Raw genomic sequence first — 18,231 nt, forward strand, 5'->3', positions numbered from 1 at the left:
TGCGGAGGGCGATATTTTTATACCCGGAAGGAGGAAAGCCGGTGAACGAACCCATGACCTTTTTGGACTTTTTCAGCGGTGTCGGCGGTTTCCGCAAGGGCTTTGAGCTTTGCGGTATGGTCTGCAAAGGCCACTGCGAGATCGACAAATTCGCAGACCGCAGCTACCGCGCGATCCACGATGTAAAGGAGGATGAATGGTATGGCGAGGACATCACCAAAACCGAGCCCGCCGACCTGCCGAGAGTCAACCTCTAGGCAGGCGGATTCCCGTGTCAGGACATTTCTGTATCTGGCCGGCAAAGAGGGCTTGCCGGAAAACGAAGCTCTCTCTTTTTTGAAATCATTAGACTCCTCAAAGGCACGCCTGCCGAAGATCGACCCGAATGGCTTGTCCTTGAAAATGTTAAAAATCTGCTCTCCGTTAATCGAGGATGGGACTTTGCGACCGTTCTCCATTCGTTGGCCGAAATCGGCTATCATATCCCACCGCCATCACGCAGAATGTGGAATACCTGCTGGATTCCGTGCAGGCGAGCACGATGCTCTCCAATTCGGAGTTCATTATCATGCTCAATCAGGCGTTTTCCGACCGTGCCAAGCTCTCGAAGCTCCTGAACATTTCCGACGAGCAGATGAGCTATGTCACCAATGCCGACGCAGGCTGCGGGCTGATCAAGTACGGCTCGGCGCTGGTGCCGTTTATCAACCGCTTTCCGAAAGATAACGAGCTTTACCGCTTGATGACGACGCGCCCCGGCGAGGGTGTGTTCGGCAATGCGCAGAGGTAAAGCCATGCCCGACATCAAAACGAGAGATGCGGTCAAGAAAACGGTAAAGGTGATTGACAAATCGGTGGTAGCCGCCGAGCGGATGAAGAATGCCTATATCCGCACCAAAGACAAAGCGGAGCACGGCATTTTTGCGGCGGAATCCTCTCCCGAAGAATACGCCGCTGACCGCACTTTGACCGGGACGGAAACGGCGGCGCACGAAGCTGTTCACGGGCTGGATAAGGTTGGCCGCAAGGGTGTAAAAAACGCCAAGGAGAATATCTCCAAGGCAAAGGACTATTTTCAGCGAAGAAGAACCGACTTGCCGAAAAAGCAGGCGCAAGACGCCATGCGGCGAGTACGCCGCTCTGCCGATGCCACGCAAAAGACGATCAAAACGGTGGATCGCAGCGGCAAGACCATCAAGCAGACGGCAAAATCCACGGGCAAGGCGGCCGTCAAGACCACGCAGAAAACCATCAAGACCGCCGAGCAGACTGCCCGGACGACCATAAAAACGACGCAGGCTGCGGCTAAAACAGCACAGAAAACCGCACAGGCTACGGCAAAAGCCGCCAAAACTGCGGCGCAGACTGCCTGTGCGACCGCAAAAGCAACTGCGGCAGGCATTAAGGCGGCGGTCAAGGCTACCACTGCCGCCGTCAAAGCCATCATTGCCGGAACAAAGGCGCTGATCGCCGCTATTGCTGCAGGCGGGTGGGTTGCGGTAGTTATCATCCTTGTGATTTGCGTGATTGGGCTGATCGTCGGTTCTTGCTTCGGCATCTTTTTCTCCGGCGAGGACAGCGGCACGGGACAGACCATGCGGCAGGCGGTGCAGGAGATCAACGCCGATTATCAATCGCAGATCGACACCACAAGGGCAAATCTCACCTATGACGAGCTGGAAATGTCCGGCTCCCGTGCGGTGTGGCCGGAGGTGCTGGCGGTATATGCGGTAAAAGCCACCACCGACCCCGATGATCCGCAGGAGGTCGCTACGGTGGACGACAGCAAGAAAGCCATCCTCAAAGATATTTTCTGGCGGATGAACGAAATATCCTCCCGCACCGAAAGCAAGACTGAAGAAGTCATCACCGAAACTGACGATGGCCACGGGAACATCGTGGAAACTGCCACGACGGTCACGCGCACCTACCTTTATATCACGGTCAGCCACAAAACAGCCGAGGAAATGGCAGACAATTTCAACTTCACCGCCGACCAGCGGAAGCAACTCTCGGAACTGCTTGACGAGGAAAACCGCAGGTTGTGGTCTGCTGTTCTCTATGGTATTTATTCCGGGGATGATGCCATCGTCAAGGCGGCGCTGTCGCAGGTCGGCAATGCGGGCGGTGAGCCCTATTGGTCGTGGTACGGATTTAACTCCCGTGTGGAATGGTGCGCCTGCTTTGTTTCGTGGTGCTTTAACGAGTGCGGTTATCTTGATACGGGAACCGCCCCGAAATTTGCCGGGTGCGTCGGCGGCGTTGAATGGTTCCGCAGCCGCGAGCAATGGGCGGATAATACGATTGAGCCCGCTCCCGGCATGATCGTTTTCTTTGACTGGAATGACCCAAACGGCGCATCCGGCCCGCAGGACGGCGAAGCCGATCACGTCGGCATTGTGGAAAAATGCGAAAACGGCATCGTCTACACCATCGAGGGCAACTCCGGCGATAGCTGCCGCCAGAACCAATATCCCGTGGGGTATTATGAAATTCTCGGCTACGGGATCTTGAACCCATAGGAAACCAGCCGCCTGATTTGAGCGGCTGGTACATAATTTAGCAGTGATCCTTTGCAATATAAGTAAGTATACAGCGCAATGAAATATTCAGACATAATTTTTGCTCAATTCAGACAATATTTTGGCATAAACGTCAACTATATGCTATTGTATAGACAAAAAATTCAGGTTTCGGCTATATATAACTTGAAACTTGATTTTGCAAGCAGTGGTGGCCACCACAGACAAAAAATATTTTTTAGCGAAAGGGTGACAAACTCAATGAAACCAAAAAGACTGTTAGCGTTGTTGATGGCTGTTGTAACGGTGGTATCCGTATTTACGATTTCCGCCAGTGCGGCTAATACCGAGGATACTTATTACACATATTCTTGGAAAAGCAATTCCCGGTATGACTACACGCCCACCCGAAAAAAGATGAACGCGACTCCGGTTTATCTCAAAACTCAGGAGTACACACTGCCTTATAACGGATATTATGCCAAAACATTATATGGCACAAGCTCACAGAGCGCGAATCTCTCCGCTTCGGCTTCGGAGTATTGGATTAACAACTATACCGCTTATGTAATTCGAGCAAACGGTACTTCGGTTTCTCAAATAGGAAAATACGTACGTATCCGGGGTCATTATTCTGACACAACCTATTCGTGGGGTGACTGCAAGATTGCTTGGAGTCCAGATACAACCAATGCTTCCAATTACACCTATCTCAACTAAATAGTCAGATGTTGCTGTGTGCTGAAAAGCACACAGCAACATGCTATTTATACGTTACATAAACTTAGAATTCTGAATCTATTTGAATGTAGATTTTTATATAATCTTGTAAATCAACTCAATTTAGGAGTTAATATCATGAACAAAAAAGCTATAATTTTCACTGTTGCAATTCTTATTCTGCTGGTCGGTGCATCGGTTATTTATTTTACCATGGATCGATCAAGTGAAGCGGAAACGGAAAATTCATCGTCTATGTCAGCTGCTGAACCCGAAAGCTCGAATTCTCCATTAGAAACGTCAAGCGAAGCACCGACAGAAAGTGAACCAAAAGAAAGTGCTTCTGAAACAACTTCGTCGGAAGTGAATTCACCGGAAGCCGATGCCCTTATACGGACTTTTGCGGAAATAGGTGAACCCTATACGCTGCACAGTCGGTACTATAATCAAGGCGAAGCAAAAACAGAAGATGCACCGTGGCTCGGCTGGGATGGCGACTTAGAGCTTTGTATAACTGATGCTATCGTTAAAGAATATGAGGAAAGTGATATTAAATATAACTCGGATAGTTCTATCTGGGCAAGATACGCATCCGACTTTGAAGACCCGTGCATACTGCATGTAGAATTATCCCTTAAGAATGTTGATGCAGAAAACAAAAACGGCGTAAAATATAAATTCAACGCCAATATGTTTGTACTTAGCGCGTATGAAGATCTCCTTCCCGAGAATCAGAACAACCCGGAGGGGTATACAACCGTCGGAAATTATTATTCTGCATACGAGACCTATTTTGATCCACACGGTCCCGGAGACGATTACTGGAGCTTTGAATTACAGCCGGGCGAAACACAAAATTTCACAATAGAGTTTTTGATCGACCGCGTATATTTATCGCAAAAAGATCCGTTCTTAGCCATCACCCCCGGCAGAGAAATCTTTTACGGCGTTATGCTGCGTGATTTAGCAAAATGAAAGGATAGCCCACATGAAAAGTCTTAGGCACTTTCTGCAAAATGAGCTCTACAATTTATTTCACAGCAAATCATTTCTATTTGTGCTGCTGATTTTACTTTTAATCGTAACAGCAGATGATATTTTGGCTTATAAATCATATAAAGATAATTTACAGCTTACTCTTACAACTGTAGACTTGCAGGCAGACGGCACTTTTGCCGAATACCCTTTCCTGCAAATCTACACTCTTTATAATTCGTGGATCGGCGGTCGAGCCAATGAAACGCTGCCGATGGTTTTCTTTTATACGATGCCGGTTTTTGTCGTTATCCCGTACAGCTGGTCTTATCTTGCGGAAGAAAAGAACGGATACGACCGCATTATGGCATCGCAGCTTGGAAAAGCTTCTTACTTTTTAGGAAAATATGTCTCCACGTTCCTTTCAGGGGCTTTAACGGTTTTGCTGCCGATGCTTTTTAGCTTTTTGCTTGCGTCATGCCTTGTGCCGGCTTATCGCCCGGATATAAACTTTGCCTTATATTATCAAGTAAGCGCAACTAAGCTGCTCGGAAACCTCTACTACGCTCACCCGTTATGCACAGCTTTCCTGAATATGCTGATGATCGGTATATTTGCCGGTGCATGGGCAACGATTCCGCTTGCACTTTCATTCTTTGAAAAAAATAAATTTGTGGTTCTTTTTGCACCATACCTTGTACTGCTGTATATCATCGCATCTTTGCAAAAAGCATCCGTATACCGCTCATTTACCGAAACCTCTGTTCTAAACTACATTTGGATGACCAGTTCATCGTCCAATCAATCTATCGTGGTCTATACGATTATGACGGTTTCACTCATTCTTCTGCCGCTCGCTATTGTTTTGGAAAGGGGGAAAAACGCAGATGTTTATTAAATTTTTGGATCACGATTTGCGCTACGGCATAGGGCGTGCTAAAAAGCGCTTAATCGTTACATTTATTATGTTTTTCTTCCTTTCGATCTATCATTTCTGGACGCTGCGCATTTTCGAGCTCACAGATCCGCAATATCTGGAATCTCCTGTTACAACGGCAGACTATTTCTTGGCATTGATTGGCGGCTGCGGTAAAGTAAATTTGATCTCCGGCGCAGAAAACGATTTCGTAATGCCGACGATGTGGTTCGTATTCGTTTTGTGGATGCAGTTTACTTCTCTGTATTATCCGTTTGCAGAATTAAACGGCATAGGCAAACAGCTAATGGTGCTCTCCGGCAGCAGAGGAAACTGGTGGCTTTCAAAATGTGTTTGGACAATCATCAATACCATTACAAACTATTTGATCGTTTTTGCAGCCAGCACGATTGCCGGATTATGCTTTGGTGCAAAGCCGAGTATGCAGGCAAATTGGTATGTTTCGAGAGAGCTCTACATGAAAGTAGACGACCTAACGAGCAGCACCACTTGGAATATTTGGTCGGTATTTTTAATGACCGGCTTCACCATGATCGTACTCGCATTGGTGCAGTTGATCTTATCTCTCATTTTGAAACCGGTGCAAAGCTACTTCGTACTTGCCGGCTACTTATTCGCAGGCGCCTATATTCAAAGCCCGGTGTTTTTTGGTAACTATGCCATGGGCGCAAGAAACGCACTGCTTGTGTCAACCGGTCTGACCATGCCGTTCGGTATATTATTGGGAATATGGCTCGCTGTGCTTAGTATCGGTATAGGGTATTTTGTGTTCCAATATCGAGACATTCTCGGCTCAGACCTATCGTAGCTATGAAAAGGAGTAAGCCTATATGGAAATCGTAGTAAATCATGTTACAAAAACGATCAAGAATATTACCGTCATTGAAAACGTCTCGCTCACCCTTACAAGCGGTACGATCTACGGTCTGCGCGGTGTGAACGGCTCCGGTAAAACTATGCTTATGCGGCTAATCGCCGGGCTGATCCGCCCGACGGAGGGCACGATCACGATTGATGGTAAGGTACTTGGAAAGGATATTTCTTTTCCGCCGGACATTGGTATGCTGATTGAAAACCCGGCATTTATCGATCATTATACGGCGGCACAGAACTTAAAGCTGATTGCAAATATTCACCGAAAAGTCGGGGAGGAACGTATCCGCGAAGTGTTGGAGCAGGTTGGACTCGGCGCGGATGATCCGCGAAAATACAAGCAGTTTTCACTCGGTATGAAGCAGAGATTAGGCATTGCCGGAGCAATTTTGGAATATCCTGCGCTGCTTCTGATTGATGAGCCGACAAACGCACTGGATACAGACGGCATAGAAATGGTGAGAGATCTGCTTCTTGAGCAAAAACAGCGGGGCGCATTGGTTATTCTGGCATGCCATGATTTTTCTGTTCTGCGTGAGCTGTCCGATGAAATTTACCTTGTACGGGAAGGACGTGTAACGCCGTATGAAACGCAAGATAAGAGTGAGTAAAACGCTTTCGGTCATTCTTTTGTCCGTTGCATTGGTGCTTTGTGCATGGCGCATCTGGTACGTTAATGCAACAGCCTATTCATTTGAAACGCAGGAATACGGCATCGGCGAATGGATTCCCCTAAACGGTGATTTTTTCTACTCAAAAGAAGAAAATACCAATGGGTATTCTGTTCGTGTTCGCGAAGCGGAAGTAGTGCGTTACGAAGATTTTATGCAGCGATTCGGCAAGCCTGTCGATTATCTTGCAGAAAACACACAGCATGACGTAGTTCTGTTGACCGTAGATTTCAAAAATGAAAACAATACGGACGGCGGCGTTTTTATCCGCGATTTTAACCTTTTGAATGAAGCGCAGTCCGCTTACTTCAATAAGAGTGAAATCTATATGAAAATCGCAAACCCGGATCTTAACTCAAAAGCAGATGGCATCTCTGTGATGCCCGGAACGGAAGCTTCTCTTTATATGGTCTACCCAACATCCGGCCGTGCAGATGGCGTGACTTACCTTGAGGAACAAGCCGGAAAAGAGCAAATCGTTATGTACCTAAATGTCAGCTTGTACCCAGTGAAAAAATGCGTGCGTATGGTTCTTCCGATGCCGTAAAAATTAAAACCGCCTGCTCATGTATCAAAATTAGATACATAGCGGGCGGTTTTATATGGAATATGAAATAAGAAGTTTATCCTACGTGTTGATGTATTTATTAGGCATTTTTATATAGTAATACGCTTCTAATGACAGTAAAGTTTGAGTGACTGATCGGTAGGCTCTCTTGATTATCCAACTTAACTTCTGCATCAGCAAAGCAAGTCACATGATCTATATTTACAAAGCAGCTTCTGTCTATAAATAAAAATCTACTGTCATTTATTTCTTTATAAATCTCTTTTAACGGTAATTGAAGATGAAAATTGCCGTTCTTTGCTTTGATCATGGTTATACGATTAACTCGCTTTACGTATAAGACATCATCTAATGGAATTCGGATAATTTCCGAATAATGAGAAAACGTGTAGTATTCTTTTTGCTTTTTAGAGGAAATTTCCAGTGCCGTGCAAAGTGCTTCCGGCAGATCCGAAAACAAATTGTGTGTGGATAGATACCGAAATGCGCCTACCTGATACCCCAGCCGAGTAAAATCGTAGTCGAGAAACTTTGAAAAGAGAATGACGATAGTGTCCGTAGCGGTTTTCCGTATTTCCGAAAGTAAACGAAAATCTTCATGTGGATGAGCATCAATTTCGACCATAAGAATATCGAAGTGAATTCCATCTACCATATCATCACGAAGCGATGCTAATTGCTTATACTGTTCAATCGAAATACACTTGGTTTCATTTTTATATGTTTCTACAAAGATTTGAATATGAGATTTTATTTTTTCCAATAGTTCGCAGTTTTTTCCGCAAAGTGCTAAACGAAACATGATTATACCTCCCGTCCGCAATTTAGTATGTTCTAATTTCAGTAGAATTTCTTAAGATACTAAAGGTTCGCTTATCTTTAGAAAATTACTGAATAAGAATCTTAAAGTAGCTTCATATTATCATTCTTCTTTAATTTTGTACGTATTTTTGCATGAATTGATTATTTTGTTGATTTAATCCATAATTAGTAAGTCCAAATCAAGTTTTTTGTATGACAGGCGTTTTTAATACTTTTAGAGAAAAATAAAAACAAAAAAACAACGCTATGATGATTCATAAAAATCGCCATAGCGTTGTTTTACTCTTATTAAAATTAAACTTTATAACACCTTTAATTAGCACATTTCTCAAAACAGTACATAAAATTCTGCGATTCAAGCAAAAATGCAGAGTTTTAAATTATGTTATTCTATACTGATTTGGGGTGTTTTAATTTGTTTAAGCCCCGAATAACCTGCAGCACGTACTTCTGTTCCTCTAAATCCAGTTTTTGAGTTTCCTTTAATACCTGCGACAAAATATAGTCTTGCGTCACAGGCGTATCTAAATTAATATAGAAGTCATCGATTCTCATACCGAAAATTTCTGCAAGCCTTTCCTGATGTTTCATATTCGGATGCAGAGACCCGGATTCCCATCTGGCAATCGATGAAACGGAAGTATCACAAAGTTCGGCAAGCTTCTCTTGCGTCATGCCTTGTAAAAGTCTTAATTCTTTGATTCTACCACCAATAGAATTGCCCATAGAACCACCTCTACAAAATTTTAGCAAGAAACCTTATTTTGCACCATTGCGTAAAACGCAAAAGAGGTTTACTTATTTGACAGGTTCCGATATAATGAGAAAAAGATAATTGGAGGTTATTCTATGCAATATCAATTCTCTATGAACGAATCTGTTGAATCTGTAACCCGGAAATTGGTTGCTCTTTGTAAAACACAGAAGGCCCCAGAAAGCCGAGCTCAAATGTTCCGATTATTCCAGCTGTTATGCAGTATGAAATTTGATTTTTATCTTATATTATCTATTCTCTGTAATCTAAACGAGTTCAGTACATCTGAACTTAAAATAATTTTGCAAGCCTCTCCCTCGCCAGATCAAATTCTTCAACCGACACCGCAGAATATTCGTATTACTATTCCTCGTTGGACGCCTTCAAAGTATCATTCTGGCCGCATTGCAGATATTGTTACAGATGTTTACGAAAAAATAGATCGTGCTCTTCCCGGTATTTACATTTATAATAGTAATTTAAACCCTAAAAATGCACGCAGCTTAAATGATCTGTATGTATTGGTAATTGTGGAAAACTCAATCAGATGGTATGATATAAACAGACGATGTAATTACTCATTTTCAAAGCCCACAATAACAGAGGAGGTTTATACCCATGTTGAAAATAGCTTTATGTGACGACGACGCTGTGTTTCTCAAAGAACTCACAGGAAAAATACAAGAGTTGTTACGTTTTGAAGAGAAAAATGCAGCCATTGCATCTTTCGTAAATCCAACAGCACTCACCGCTTCCGTTGCCAGCGGAGATCGCTTTGATATTTTCATTTTAGATGTTGAAATGCCTCAGATAGATGGATTCAAAGTTGCGGCTGATCTTCGAAAGTATCAGCCCAATGTCGCATTAATCTTTTTAACCTCTCATTTACAATATGCGCCGGAAGGCTATAAGGTAGACGCACTTCGATTTATTTCAAAATTAAATGTAGACGAAACTCTGCCTGAGGCTTTACAGAAAGCTCTTCACACATTAGAGCAACAAGATCAGCATTCGCTACTTGTTCAGCACTATAAAAATTTCAGCAGAGTACTTTACCAGAATATTATCTATGTTCGAAAAACTGCCCGCAGTGTGCAAATCATTACGTCAAATCAAGGTGTGATCAAAGATAATCGAGGTATAAAAGAACTATTTGACATCCTCAATGACCCGCGATTCATTTTCGTAGATCGAAGTTATTTTGTAAATTTGGATTATGCTAAAGAATTGTGCGGTAACTCTATTATCATGTTAAACGGAGAGGCGCTGCCGGTCAGCCGGCCCATGATGCCGAAAGTAAAAGAAGCTATTTTGTCTTTGTGGGGAGATGGACTAGTAAAATGACATATCAAATTGTAGATTGGCTTATTTCGTATATAGAATGTTTTGTAATGTTAGTTGTTGTCACCGAATCCGGCGGTCGGAAATTTGAAGAGAAAAAACAGGCTTATCTGCTTTTATCTTTCTCCCTGCTCAACGCAATTCTTGTGGCTGTATGCAATCAGATTTCTGCTTTTTCTTTTATTACGCCTGTGTTGTCTATTTTATATTTAACAGTAATTTCACGCATCCTTTCACGCGGAAATTTTCTGCTGCGTATCTCCATAAGCATTACGACCATGTTTGTTATACTCTCTATTGACTATATTCTTATGGTTGTATTCTGCTGGATTTATGGAGGAGACCAATTCTCCATAGCGTTTAACGTATTTATGACGCCAGGACCTCTACGCTGTTTATATCTTATTCTGGATAAAATAACCGACATTGCTTTATACATGGCTGCGCGGAAATACCTTTCTAAATTATCAGAGCTAAAATCTCGCTGGCTTATCACTTTACTTTTCTCTGGTTCTCTCGTATATCTTATAACTCAAATTCTTTTTAGGGCAATTTTATCAGAAGACTATATCCAGCTTTACCGAGCGTCTATCTTATCCTTTTTAATTTTAATATTATTCTTTGCCACGCTTTTCCTATTACTGCTGAACACCTCCGCAAGAGAGCACGAAAATGTGCAAAAACAGCTTTTACTACGCACAAATCAGTTAATGGAGCAGAACTATCAAATGCTGCATGAGGATATGAAAGAAAACGCTAAAAGATTGCACGATTTTCATCATCATCTCAAAGCAATTCTCGGATTGGCTGAAGCTGCTCAGAACGGTGAAATACAGAAATATGTCGGAGATTTGTTATCGATTTCGTACAAAGAAGTTCATTTGTGCCGCTGTGGAAACGATGTAATTGATGCCATTTTGAATTGCTCTGCCGCAGAAGCTAAAAAACAGCAAATCTATTTTCAATACGAAGTTAACTTCACTGCACATATTCCCGTTGCTCCCGTAGATTTGTGCGCCATACTCGGAAATCAAATTGAAAATGCACTGGAGGCCAACCGTCAAATTACTGATATTTCTGCACGCTATGTAAAAATCATGCTTACACAAAAGAAAGGATTTCTCATTTTCCGTGTGGAGAACGCCTCTGCCGAAAATCCCTTTTCAGAAAGCGGAGCGCTAAAAACAAGGAAAGAAGACGGAAATCTTCATGGTCTCGGAATCAAAAATATTCAGGACACTGTAAATAAATATAACGGCTGGCTAAAAAACTCTTATGATGATCACACCTTCATTTCAGAAGTTCTTTTGTGCGTTTCAACAGTTTAAGACATAAAATCTTACAATTCGCGCAAAACCTATGACTTATATCTATATAAAATAGTATACTACACCTTGTAAGAAGGTGAATAAATGTTACATAGCTGCGCTGAATACTTAACCCACACTTTATACCGTCATTGCCCGCTTTCTGAAGAAAAGCGTCCGGTTTTTGTATACGGTTTCGAACTAAGCTTATCAACTCTATCGTCTATACTTTCCATTATTTTACTTTCTATTATATTTAAGAATGTATATTTTTCTTTGCTGTTTTTATATATCTTTTTCTTCCTGCGCCTTTTTTCCGGTGGATACCACGCTCCCACCTATTCAAGATGCTTCATACTAACAAATGCTATTTTCGTATTTGTATACCTTCTGAGCGAAGTTATTCGGTGGTACAAGCCTCTGCTTATTCCTTTTGCTATTTTATCTTGTATCTCCATTTTCCTTCTCTCTCCTATTCGAAGCACTAAACATCCATTATCGGAGCGGCTCTATGCGCAAAATAAAAAAACAGCTCGAATTATCGTTTCGATTGATTTTTTGCTGTTTTTAATTTTGTACATCACCGGTATGCCCACTCGTTACTTAGCTACCTGGGCACTGTCATTATCGGCAGTTGCCATTATGATGGTAATCACCTTATTTAAAAAGAATAGCACAAGGAGGGAAAGTGTATGAACGCATGGACAGTTTTGGCAAAGATTGTTGAACTGTTTGCATCGCTCGGTGCCGGCGCAGCTTCCAATGGCTGCAGCTATGAGCCCGAAGTTCCGAGCATGCTTCAGAAGTAATCGAAGCCCAACACAAACCTCAAAAACCTGTTCTTTATGTCACATGAAGAACAGGTTTTTGATTAGAAAAAATTGAAAGTGGTGACCTAATATGACAAAGGATGAAGTATATGAATATTATTTACATTGGCGAAAAGGCAGCCGCACTCTATCCGTTGAAGAACTTTTCTCCGCTTATACAATCGATCAAAATATTTTCGAGAGTTCATCTAAAGTCATAAATCGTCTTTTTTATTTGGTGCCGGATTTCTTTAAATCAAACTTGCGAATTTTCATTTTTTACGAAGAAAACACCTTTCTTAAAGATTCAAAACAAAACTTAAAGCTAATTCAAAGCAATTTAAAAATTCAATATAATAAAACAGAATATTTAACTGTTTAGTGTTCTGCATCATTTATAGTTCTTGTATTTTTACCGGGGTTACGATCTTCGGAGCATTTCACCACTTTCCTGCTCCCCGCGCCCCGCCTCCGATCAATTTGAAATCGAATTCAAATTGATCGGAGGTTATTCTATTGTCAAACGAGCCTAAATGCGTCTATATCAAAACAGACGTTGGATATGTACAAATTACATATGCGGAGTTTTGCCGCATACGAAACACAACTGAAAATTACAAAGCTTCGCACTGGTTCATACCGGTACAAGGTGTTCTGCTGGAAGTTCCAAAAGACGCCTACAAAGCCTTCTACCGAGAGAAGGAACGTGAGCGCTATCTAAGAAAATTAGATAGCGCTCTTTTTTTATGCAATTTAGACCTTAAATCCGAGGAAATCCCGCTGCGCGATGAAAACACGGACATTGAACAGCAAACCGAAGACCGGCTCATGATTGAAAAGATGTACTCCTGCCTTCATTTACTCGACCCGGACGATGCCGAATGCCGTTGCCGTTTGGAAATGCGTAGACAGCGCCATTCAGCGCATGGCGACTTTTACGGGCGGGCAAACCACCGTTTCTGCCTATCTGCGCCTTCAAACAGAACGCATCAATTACGGTGAGCTGATCATTCAAAAGACCTCCGAAGACGGAAAGAAAAGCGGCTTCACTTTCAAAGTCACGAGAGATACCGATAACTGGAGTGTAACGGTCAAAACGGACGACAACGGTACAGCCAAAATCAGCGAGCTGCCGGTCTTTCGCGGAGGCACGAGCACGCTCATTCAGTACACCGTGACCGAGATCAACACGCCGTCTTCTTACCGCCAACCGAAACCGCAGACGATCACATTGACCGCCAAAAGCAGTGTGACCGTCCAGTTTGAAAACACGCTGATTCGCGGCACTCTCGAAATCTGCAAAGTCGATGCAGACGGCAAAACACCGCTTGCAGGCGCCGTGTTCGAGATCATGGACAGCGACAAAAACGTCATCGCGACCGAAACCACCGGCAAAGACGGCAAAATTACCGTATCCGACCTGCGCTCCGGGTACTACCGCGAAATCTCCGCGCCGCAGGGGTATGAATTGGATTCCACCGTGTACCCGTTTACCGTTGAAAAAGACCGGCAGATCATTCAAATCGTCCGCAAAAATACCCCGAGCGCCGGTTCTGTTTCAATCCGAAAAATCACACCGGACGGCAAAACACTAAACGACGTTTCTTTTCTGCTGCAATACTCGATAGACGGTGGCACGGCATGGTCTCCGATCTGCGCAAGAAAAGAAGCAGATCCGATCTCCGTCGGCAGCTGCACGTCCGAGGGGATTTCCGACGGTGTGCTCACAACAGGTGAGGACGGCAAGGTTACGTTTAACGGTTTGCAAGTTAAAAACCAAAATGTCACCGTCCTATACCGCATCACGGAAGTGCGCACCAAAAACGGCTTTCAGCTTTTGGGCGAGCCGCTGTTTGAAGGCAGTTTGCCGCAGGACGTAAACGGCACCCCGCAGCAGGATATTACGATCACCGCCGTCAACGGGCAGCAATTTGAGCTTCCCGCCGCGGGCAGAAACGGGATGCAATCTGCCGCAACCGGTATGGTTTTCGCCGTGATCGGTTTATTCGGTCTTCTGTATGTTCAAAAAGAAAAGTTTTGAAAGGACAACGCTATGAAAACAAAACGACTCATAAAACTCGGCGCGGTGCTCTCCGCCGCACTGGTTTTACTCTCCGGCATCCTATCGGTTTCGGCGGCTTCTGTTCCGCAGGCCGTGATTGACACCGGCAGAAAAGCATCCGTATCGCTTTATAAATACGATTTCACCTCCGCGCACGCAGACGGTGTTCTGGGAGACAACACGTACATTTCAACCGGCTATGCCGATGAGAACGTGGAAAACACTTTGATGCCGTATGCCATCGAAGGCGTTGTATTCAGCTATGCCAAAATCGCCGATCTTGCGGTACATGCCGAAACAAAAGACGGCGAACATCAAAATATGCTGCTGTATAAATTGCCGGGCGGCGACAAAACCACCGCGCTTATGAATTGCCTTGATCTCACTTCCGAAAACGCCTACAAAACCGACCGCGGCGACTTGTATTTTACTTCGGATACCTTGATTGATGCGCTTTCCAATCATCTGAACACAGCAGAAAGCCGGACGAAAAACGCACTGGAAGCTTTTATCCGCCAAAACGGCACTTCTATGCCGGAAACGGACAGCACAGGGCACACCTCAGCCGCGGAACTCGAGCAGGGATTATACGCCGGTATACGGCGACATCGGCAACCCGAACGAAGTCACCTTAACGTGGTCGCGCACCAACACGGCGTATTCGGACACTTTAACGGACGACTGCCATTTCTACGTGTACGGATTAAACCTCTTAAAGCTGTTCTCGGATAACCTCGGCGATTATTCCAAGGTACAGTTCAAGCTCTACAACACGACCGACGGTTATTGGGTAACCGCAAATTCCGATGATAACGGTAATTACCTCGTCAGCGGACATGCCGAAAGGGAAGACGACGCTTCCGTTTTGACCCCCGGCAGTTCCGGGCATCTTTTCTTAAAAGGTCTTGAAGACGACATCTACCGCGTGACGGAGATCAACACGGATGCAAATTACACGCTGCTCGGAAATTTCATCACCATGGAAATCCGCGCAAAAGAGTCTGGCAAGATCTGCGGCACCTGCGGAAAGAGCGAGCTGACTGCCGAAGCGTTTGAAAACGACAATGCCAAAGACATGAACGACGATAACGGTTCTGCTTCCGCCATTGTGCCGATTCATGTGATGAACACGCGCGGGTATCGCCTGCCGAAAACCGGCGATGCCGGCACAACACTTCTTGCAGCTGGCGGCATAACCCTCGCCGTGCTCAGTGCCGCAGCGGTTATTTTGCTTCTGGTTTTCAAAAAAAAGATAAGTTTGACGATTAAAAAAGCATAACAAGCGAGCCCGCCTGTGTTGAAGCTTACAGGCGGGCTCCGTTTTATTAAGGAGACTTTTATGCACAAAAAGCGAATTTTGCTGCACGTTCTTTTTCTTGTTCTTTTCCTCATCGGCATCGGGGCAGCCGCATACCCGGCGTTCGGGAACTGGTATACCGAGCAAAAACGATCCGTTGTCCTGACCGAGTACGAAAAGGCACTTGCAAAAATAGAGGATGCCGATCTGACCGACGCATTCAAGCAAGCCGAAATCTATAACGATGCCCTTTTTACCGGCGAGATTGATGAGAAAGAACGCCCGGACTACGGCGAACTTCTCTGCACGACCGAAGACGGCATCATGGGCTATGTGGAGATCCCAGCCATTCAAATTCGCCTGCCGATCTACCACGGCTGCACGGAAAACGAACTCAGCAAAGGTGCAGGGCACCTGCCGAGTTCGTCTCTGCCCGTCGGCGGAAAAAGCACGCACGCCGTTTTAGCTGCACACTCCGGCAGAGCAGATTCTAAAATGTTCACCGATTTGGATCAGGTCAAAGAAGGTGATCTGGTCTATCTTTACGTGCTGAATAAAACTTTGACGTATGAGGTAGACAAAATCACGGTCACAACACCCGATGACACCGACGCCATTCAGATCATCGACGGCGAAGACCTTCTGACGCTGCTGACCTGCACGCCATACGGCACGAATACGCACCGCCTGCTTGTGCGCGGGCATCGAATTTTCCCCGACGAAACGCTCTCCACTTCTAAACCGTCAGAAGCAAAGCCCGAGCACCCCGACACGGCTGTTCACCGATCCACATGGACGAACGAGTACCGAAACGGGCTTACGGAAGGATTGCTTTTTGCTCTGCTCATTCTCTTAATATCCGTGTTTCTGTACGGCATTATCCGCCTGAAAGCCAAGCGCTCCTGATTTTCTATGAAAGAGATCAATCTGCGGGAATATTACCCGGAGCTTTACACCGAAGACTCTGTAATTTCGGTCTCGGATGAAATCGCGGAGATGATGCGCCGCTCCATATTAGAAGAAAAGGCGTATCAGCGCCGCTTATGTCGATATCAGGCCTACTACTCTTTAGATTACGCCCTGACCGCGGAAAATGAAAGAGATTTGCTCGACGACGAAGCACCCGAAGACCTGCAGGAGCAAAAGGAGCGCCGACGAAAACTGCAAAAAGCATTCCGAACGCTCACCCCATCCCAGCAGCGGCGCATCTATAAAAGGTACTTTCTTTGTATGAGCTATGTGGAAATCTCCCAGTCCGAAGGATGCACGATTTCTGCCGTTTGCAACAGCATCCACCGCAGCCTCAAAAAATTGAAAAAGAATTACGATCTATAAATCCATGCTAAAAAATTCCGTCACAGCTTTCACTGCGGCGGAATTTTTTATATACGGTATCATTGCCGTGTACGCGTTCATTCCATGCCGCAATCATCGCTTCATTCATGGCGTCTACATCGGGATATGGCCGCTCGCACATCTCTACAACATTAGCATGGCCGAAGTGCGTATCGGCAGTATAATAGATCATAGTTGCTCCGCCTCCTATCGTTTGACCACCATCACAAGGGAGGAAGCATCTGCAATAAGGTGCTAATTACACCAGATGATCTTCATTAACCAGAGGAATACCCATGCTTTCCTTTGCAATCTCCAAAAACATCTTTATTGAATATACCAAAATAACATTCTACGTATGCCCTTATGATAATCTCGTTTATATTATATATTTCGTAGTTTTTGCAAAAAGTCGTTTTAAAAAGTTTTACTTTGTTGCAAAAAGTCGTCCGAAAAAGTTTGCGATTCATAATCAAAGTCCATTGAAAAAGTTCACGATTTGTGATATGCTATGCGCAAAGTTAGGAAAACGATTCGGAGGGAGCCGCGATGTTAAAACGAAAAATAGAAAAGCGTTTGACTGAATGGAAAAACACACCGAGACACTAACCATTGATCATTAAAGGATGCAGACAGTGCGGAAAAACCTTTTCCGTGCTGGAGTTTGCTAAGAAAAATTATAAGCATGTGGTCTATCTGAATTTCTTCGAGAATCCGGACTATGCTTCCGTTTTTGCGGGGTCTCTGGACATTGACAACATCGTCATGCTGCTTTCTGCGCTGCTTGGGAAAGAGGCAGATTTTGAGACCGGAGAGACCGTTCTGGTGTTGGACGAGATACAGGATTGCCCCGAGGCCCGAACCGCATTGAAATTCTTTCGGATCGACAGTCGGTACGATGTGATCGGCACCGGCTCTCTGCTCGGCGTAAAAGGCTATGGTAAGGAGCCGAAATCAGTTCCCGTAGGTTCGGAAACCGTAATTGATATGTATCCGCTAGATTTTGAGGAATTCCTGTGGGCAAACGGGATCTCCGAGCCGGTCATTAATATGTTGCAAAAAGCATTGGATACGGAAACGCCGGTGCCGGACGCATTACACAGCCGCATGAAGCAGCTCCTGCTGCAATATGCCGTCGTCGGTGGAATGCCGGATGCGGTACAGACTTTTGTGGACAGCAAGCAGATGAACGAAGTGCTGCGTATCCAGCGTGACATCGTGCGTTCTTATGATTAGCG

Annotated in this window: 23 protein-coding genes and 2 pseudogenes; 22 read left to right on the forward strand and 3 right to left on the reverse strand. The window is 44.6% G+C overall.

The genetic code is table 11. The features are described 5' to 3' along the window. Window positions 1-53: 53 nt before the first annotated feature. The 9 genes and pseudogenes from ACI0CA_RS11780 to ACI0CA_RS11820 all read left to right on the forward strand — a co-directional run. A pseudogene (locus tag ACI0CA_RS11780) lies at window positions 54-425 on the forward strand (DNA cytosine methyltransferase); the annotation flags it as partial. 41 nt (window positions 426-466) lie between these two features. Further along, window positions 467-790, forward strand: a pseudogene (locus ACI0CA_RS11785) (VirB4-like conjugal transfer ATPase); the annotation flags it as partial. 4 nt (window positions 791-794) lie between these two features. Then, window positions 795-2,522, forward strand: a complete 1,728-nt coding sequence (locus tag ACI0CA_RS11790) for a CHAP domain-containing protein (protein WP_343284655.1) — start codon at window positions 795-797, stop codon at window positions 2,520-2,522. Window positions 2,523-2,708: 186 nt separating this feature from the next. Then, complete coding sequence (locus tag ACI0CA_RS11795; protein WP_446807005.1) at window positions 2,709-3,242, forward strand: hypothetical protein; 534 nt, start codon at window positions 2,709-2,711, stop codon at window positions 3,240-3,242. A gap of 138 nt (window positions 3,243-3,380) precedes the next feature. Further along, window positions 3,381-4,217 (forward strand): hypothetical protein, encoded by an 837-nt coding sequence (locus ACI0CA_RS11800; protein WP_308448828.1) that lies wholly within the window; start codon window positions 3,381-3,383, stop codon window positions 4,215-4,217. Between the two features lie 13 nt (window positions 4,218-4,230). Beyond that, complete coding sequence (locus ACI0CA_RS11805; protein ID WP_308448829.1) at window positions 4,231-5,115, forward strand: hypothetical protein; 885 nt, start codon at window positions 4,231-4,233, stop codon at window positions 5,113-5,115. Continuing rightward, window positions 5,105-5,962: a hypothetical protein gene (locus ACI0CA_RS11810; protein ID WP_419526652.1), complete on the forward strand. Its 858-nt coding sequence runs from the start codon at window positions 5,105-5,107 to the stop codon at window positions 5,960-5,962. The genes ACI0CA_RS11805 and ACI0CA_RS11810 overlap by 11 nt, the downstream gene beginning before the upstream one ends. A gap of 22 nt (window positions 5,963-5,984) precedes the next feature. Then, window positions 5,985-6,638: an ATP-binding cassette domain-containing protein gene (locus ACI0CA_RS11815; protein WP_446806780.1), complete on the forward strand. Its 654-nt coding sequence runs from the start codon at window positions 5,985-5,987 to the stop codon at window positions 6,636-6,638. Next, the gene (locus ACI0CA_RS11820; RefSeq protein WP_177645584.1) at window positions 6,613-7,245 is read left to right on the forward strand and encodes a hypothetical protein; all 633 of its coding nucleotides are present in this window, start codon (window positions 6,613-6,615) and stop codon (window positions 7,243-7,245) included. Before ACI0CA_RS11815 ends, ACI0CA_RS11820 begins: the two co-directional genes overlap by 26 nt. Window positions 7,246-7,345: 100 nt before the next feature. On the opposite strand, the gene ACI0CA_RS11825 is transcribed toward ACI0CA_RS11820, so the two are convergent. Both ACI0CA_RS11825 and ACI0CA_RS11830 read right to left on the reverse strand, forming a co-directional pair. Beyond that, window positions 7,346-8,068 carry a LytR/AlgR family response regulator transcription factor gene (locus ACI0CA_RS11825; RefSeq protein WP_446806779.1) on the reverse strand — a complete coding sequence of 241 codons (723 nt, stop codon included), beginning with the start codon at window positions 8,066-8,068 and terminating at the stop codon, window positions 7,346-7,348. Between the two features lie 410 nt (window positions 8,069-8,478). After that, entirely contained in the window at window positions 8,479-8,814 is a 336-nt protein-coding gene (locus tag ACI0CA_RS11830; RefSeq protein WP_308448834.1) for a helix-turn-helix domain-containing protein, read from the reverse strand. Between the two features lie 123 nt (window positions 8,815-8,937). Here ACI0CA_RS11830 and ACI0CA_RS11835 point away from each other — a divergent pair, with 123 nt between their 5' ends. From ACI0CA_RS11835 to ACI0CA_RS11890, 12 genes are all read left to right on the forward strand, one after another. Continuing rightward, window positions 8,938-9,483, forward strand: coding sequence for a hypothetical protein (locus ACI0CA_RS11835; protein WP_308448835.1), 546 nt, complete (start codon window positions 8,938-8,940; stop codon window positions 9,481-9,483). Further along, window positions 9,461-10,186 carry a LytR/AlgR family response regulator transcription factor gene (locus ACI0CA_RS11840; RefSeq protein WP_308448836.1) on the forward strand — a complete coding sequence of 242 codons (726 nt, stop codon included), beginning with the start codon at window positions 9,461-9,463 and terminating at the stop codon, window positions 10,184-10,186. Before ACI0CA_RS11835 ends, ACI0CA_RS11840 begins: the two co-directional genes overlap by 23 nt. Further along, complete coding sequence (locus ACI0CA_RS11845; RefSeq protein ID WP_308448837.1) at window positions 10,183-11,511, forward strand: GHKL domain-containing protein; 1,329 nt, start codon at window positions 10,183-10,185, stop codon at window positions 11,509-11,511. The genes ACI0CA_RS11840 and ACI0CA_RS11845 overlap by 4 nt, the downstream gene beginning before the upstream one ends. Before the next feature lie 84 nt (window positions 11,512-11,595). Then, the gene (locus tag ACI0CA_RS11850; RefSeq protein ID WP_308448838.1) at window positions 11,596-12,186 is read left to right on the forward strand and encodes an accessory gene regulator B family protein; all 591 of its coding nucleotides are present in this window, start codon (window positions 11,596-11,598) and stop codon (window positions 12,184-12,186) included. Beyond that, window positions 12,183-12,299 carry a cyclic lactone autoinducer peptide gene (locus ACI0CA_RS11855; RefSeq protein WP_308448839.1) on the forward strand — a complete coding sequence of 39 codons (117 nt, stop codon included), beginning with the start codon at window positions 12,183-12,185 and terminating at the stop codon, window positions 12,297-12,299. Before ACI0CA_RS11850 ends, ACI0CA_RS11855 begins: the two co-directional genes overlap by 4 nt. Before the next feature lie 91 nt (window positions 12,300-12,390). Continuing rightward, window positions 12,391-12,681 carry a hypothetical protein gene (locus tag ACI0CA_RS11860; RefSeq protein ID WP_308448840.1) on the forward strand — a complete coding sequence of 97 codons (291 nt, stop codon included), beginning with the start codon at window positions 12,391-12,393 and terminating at the stop codon, window positions 12,679-12,681. Between the two features lie 134 nt (window positions 12,682-12,815). After that, complete coding sequence (locus ACI0CA_RS11865; RefSeq protein ID WP_412267466.1) at window positions 12,816-13,301, forward strand: sigma-70 family RNA polymerase sigma factor; 486 nt, start codon at window positions 12,816-12,818, stop codon at window positions 13,299-13,301. After that, the gene (locus ACI0CA_RS11870) at window positions 13,225-14,340 is read left to right on the forward strand and encodes an MSCRAMM family protein (protein ID WP_412267464.1); all 1,116 of its coding nucleotides are present in this window, start codon (window positions 13,225-13,227) and stop codon (window positions 14,338-14,340) included. Before ACI0CA_RS11865 ends, ACI0CA_RS11870 begins: the two co-directional genes overlap by 77 nt. A gap of 12 nt (window positions 14,341-14,352) precedes the next feature. Then, window positions 14,353-15,093: a hypothetical protein gene (locus ACI0CA_RS11875; protein WP_343284653.1), complete on the forward strand. Its 741-nt coding sequence runs from the start codon at window positions 14,353-14,355 to the stop codon at window positions 15,091-15,093. Continuing rightward, window positions 15,056-15,640 carry an LPXTG cell wall anchor domain-containing protein gene (locus ACI0CA_RS11880; RefSeq protein WP_308448844.1) on the forward strand — a complete coding sequence of 195 codons (585 nt, stop codon included), beginning with the start codon at window positions 15,056-15,058 and terminating at the stop codon, window positions 15,638-15,640. Before ACI0CA_RS11875 ends, ACI0CA_RS11880 begins: the two co-directional genes overlap by 38 nt. 60 nt (window positions 15,641-15,700) lie before the next feature. Next, window positions 15,701-16,564 (forward strand): class C sortase, encoded by an 864-nt coding sequence (locus ACI0CA_RS11885; RefSeq protein WP_308448845.1) that lies wholly within the window; start codon window positions 15,701-15,703, stop codon window positions 16,562-16,564. A 6-nt stretch (window positions 16,565-16,570) separates the two neighbouring features. Beyond that, entirely contained in the window at window positions 16,571-16,993 is a 423-nt protein-coding gene (locus tag ACI0CA_RS11890) for a sigma-70 family RNA polymerase sigma factor (protein ID WP_308448846.1), read from the forward strand. 7 nt (window positions 16,994-17,000) lie between these two features. Here ACI0CA_RS11890 and ACI0CA_RS11895 read toward each other — a convergent pair whose 3' ends face one another. Beyond that, complete coding sequence (locus ACI0CA_RS11895; RefSeq protein WP_308448847.1) at window positions 17,001-17,186, reverse strand: hypothetical protein; 186 nt, start codon at window positions 17,184-17,186, stop codon at window positions 17,001-17,003. Between the two features lie 419 nt (window positions 17,187-17,605). Here ACI0CA_RS11895 and ACI0CA_RS11900 point away from each other — a divergent pair, with 419 nt between their 5' ends. Continuing rightward, window positions 17,606-18,229, forward strand: a complete 624-nt coding sequence (locus ACI0CA_RS11900) for an AAA family ATPase (protein ID WP_308448848.1) — start codon at window positions 17,606-17,608, stop codon at window positions 18,227-18,229. Window positions 18,230-18,231 lie beyond the last annotated feature (2 nt).

This window comes from Hominenteromicrobium mulieris (genome assembly GCF_046197855.1).
GTDB classification, from domain to species: Bacteria; Bacillota; Clostridia; order Oscillospirales; family Acutalibacteraceae; genus Hominenteromicrobium; species Hominenteromicrobium mulieris.

Excerpts from the sequence above, each read along its gene's own strand:
- ACI0CA_RS11870 (WP_412267464.1), top strand. The coding sequence starts at position 13,225 with ATGGCGACTTTTACGGGCGGGCAAACCACCGTTTCTGCCTATCTGCGC.
- ACI0CA_RS11855 (WP_308448839.1), top strand. The coding sequence starts at position 12,183 with ATGAACGCATGGACAGTTTTGGCAAAGATTGTTGAACTGTTTGCATCG.
- ACI0CA_RS11825 (WP_446806779.1), bottom strand. The coding sequence starts at position 8,068 with ATGTTTCGTTTAGCACTTTGCGGAAAAAACTGCGAACTATTGGAAAAA.
- ACI0CA_RS11860 (WP_308448840.1), top strand. The coding sequence starts at position 12,391 with ATGACAAAGGATGAAGTATATGAATATTATTTACATTGGCGAAAAGGC.
- ACI0CA_RS11805 (WP_308448829.1), top strand. The coding sequence starts at position 4,231 with ATGAAAAGTCTTAGGCACTTTCTGCAAAATGAGCTCTACAATTTATTT.
- ACI0CA_RS11895 (WP_308448847.1), bottom strand. The coding sequence starts at position 17,186 with ATGATCTATTATACTGCCGATACGCACTTCGGCCATGCTAATGTTGTA.
- ACI0CA_RS11875 (WP_343284653.1), top strand. The coding sequence starts at position 14,353 with ATGAAAACAAAACGACTCATAAAACTCGGCGCGGTGCTCTCCGCCGCA.
- ACI0CA_RS11845 (WP_308448837.1), top strand. The coding sequence starts at position 10,183 with ATGACATATCAAATTGTAGATTGGCTTATTTCGTATATAGAATGTTTT.
- ACI0CA_RS11835 (WP_308448835.1), top strand. The coding sequence starts at position 8,938 with ATGCAATATCAATTCTCTATGAACGAATCTGTTGAATCTGTAACCCGG.
- ACI0CA_RS11890 (WP_308448846.1), top strand. The coding sequence starts at position 16,571 with ATGAAAGAGATCAATCTGCGGGAATATTACCCGGAGCTTTACACCGAA.
- ACI0CA_RS11850 (WP_308448838.1), top strand. The coding sequence starts at position 11,596 with ATGTTACATAGCTGCGCTGAATACTTAACCCACACTTTATACCGTCAT.
- ACI0CA_RS11810 (WP_419526652.1), top strand. The coding sequence starts at position 5,105 with ATGTTTATTAAATTTTTGGATCACGATTTGCGCTACGGCATAGGGCGT.
- ACI0CA_RS11815 (WP_446806780.1), top strand. The coding sequence starts at position 5,985 with ATGGAAATCGTAGTAAATCATGTTACAAAAACGATCAAGAATATTACC.
- ACI0CA_RS11830 (WP_308448834.1), bottom strand. The coding sequence starts at position 8,814 with ATGGGCAATTCTATTGGTGGTAGAATCAAAGAATTAAGACTTTTACAA.
- ACI0CA_RS11800 (WP_308448828.1), top strand. The coding sequence starts at position 3,381 with ATGAACAAAAAAGCTATAATTTTCACTGTTGCAATTCTTATTCTGCTG.
- ACI0CA_RS11790 (WP_343284655.1), top strand. The coding sequence starts at position 795 with ATGCCCGACATCAAAACGAGAGATGCGGTCAAGAAAACGGTAAAGGTG.
- ACI0CA_RS11885 (WP_308448845.1), top strand. The coding sequence starts at position 15,701 with ATGCACAAAAAGCGAATTTTGCTGCACGTTCTTTTTCTTGTTCTTTTC.
- ACI0CA_RS11820 (WP_177645584.1), top strand. The coding sequence starts at position 6,613 with ATGAAACGCAAGATAAGAGTGAGTAAAACGCTTTCGGTCATTCTTTTG.
- ACI0CA_RS11840 (WP_308448836.1), top strand. The coding sequence starts at position 9,461 with ATGTTGAAAATAGCTTTATGTGACGACGACGCTGTGTTTCTCAAAGAA.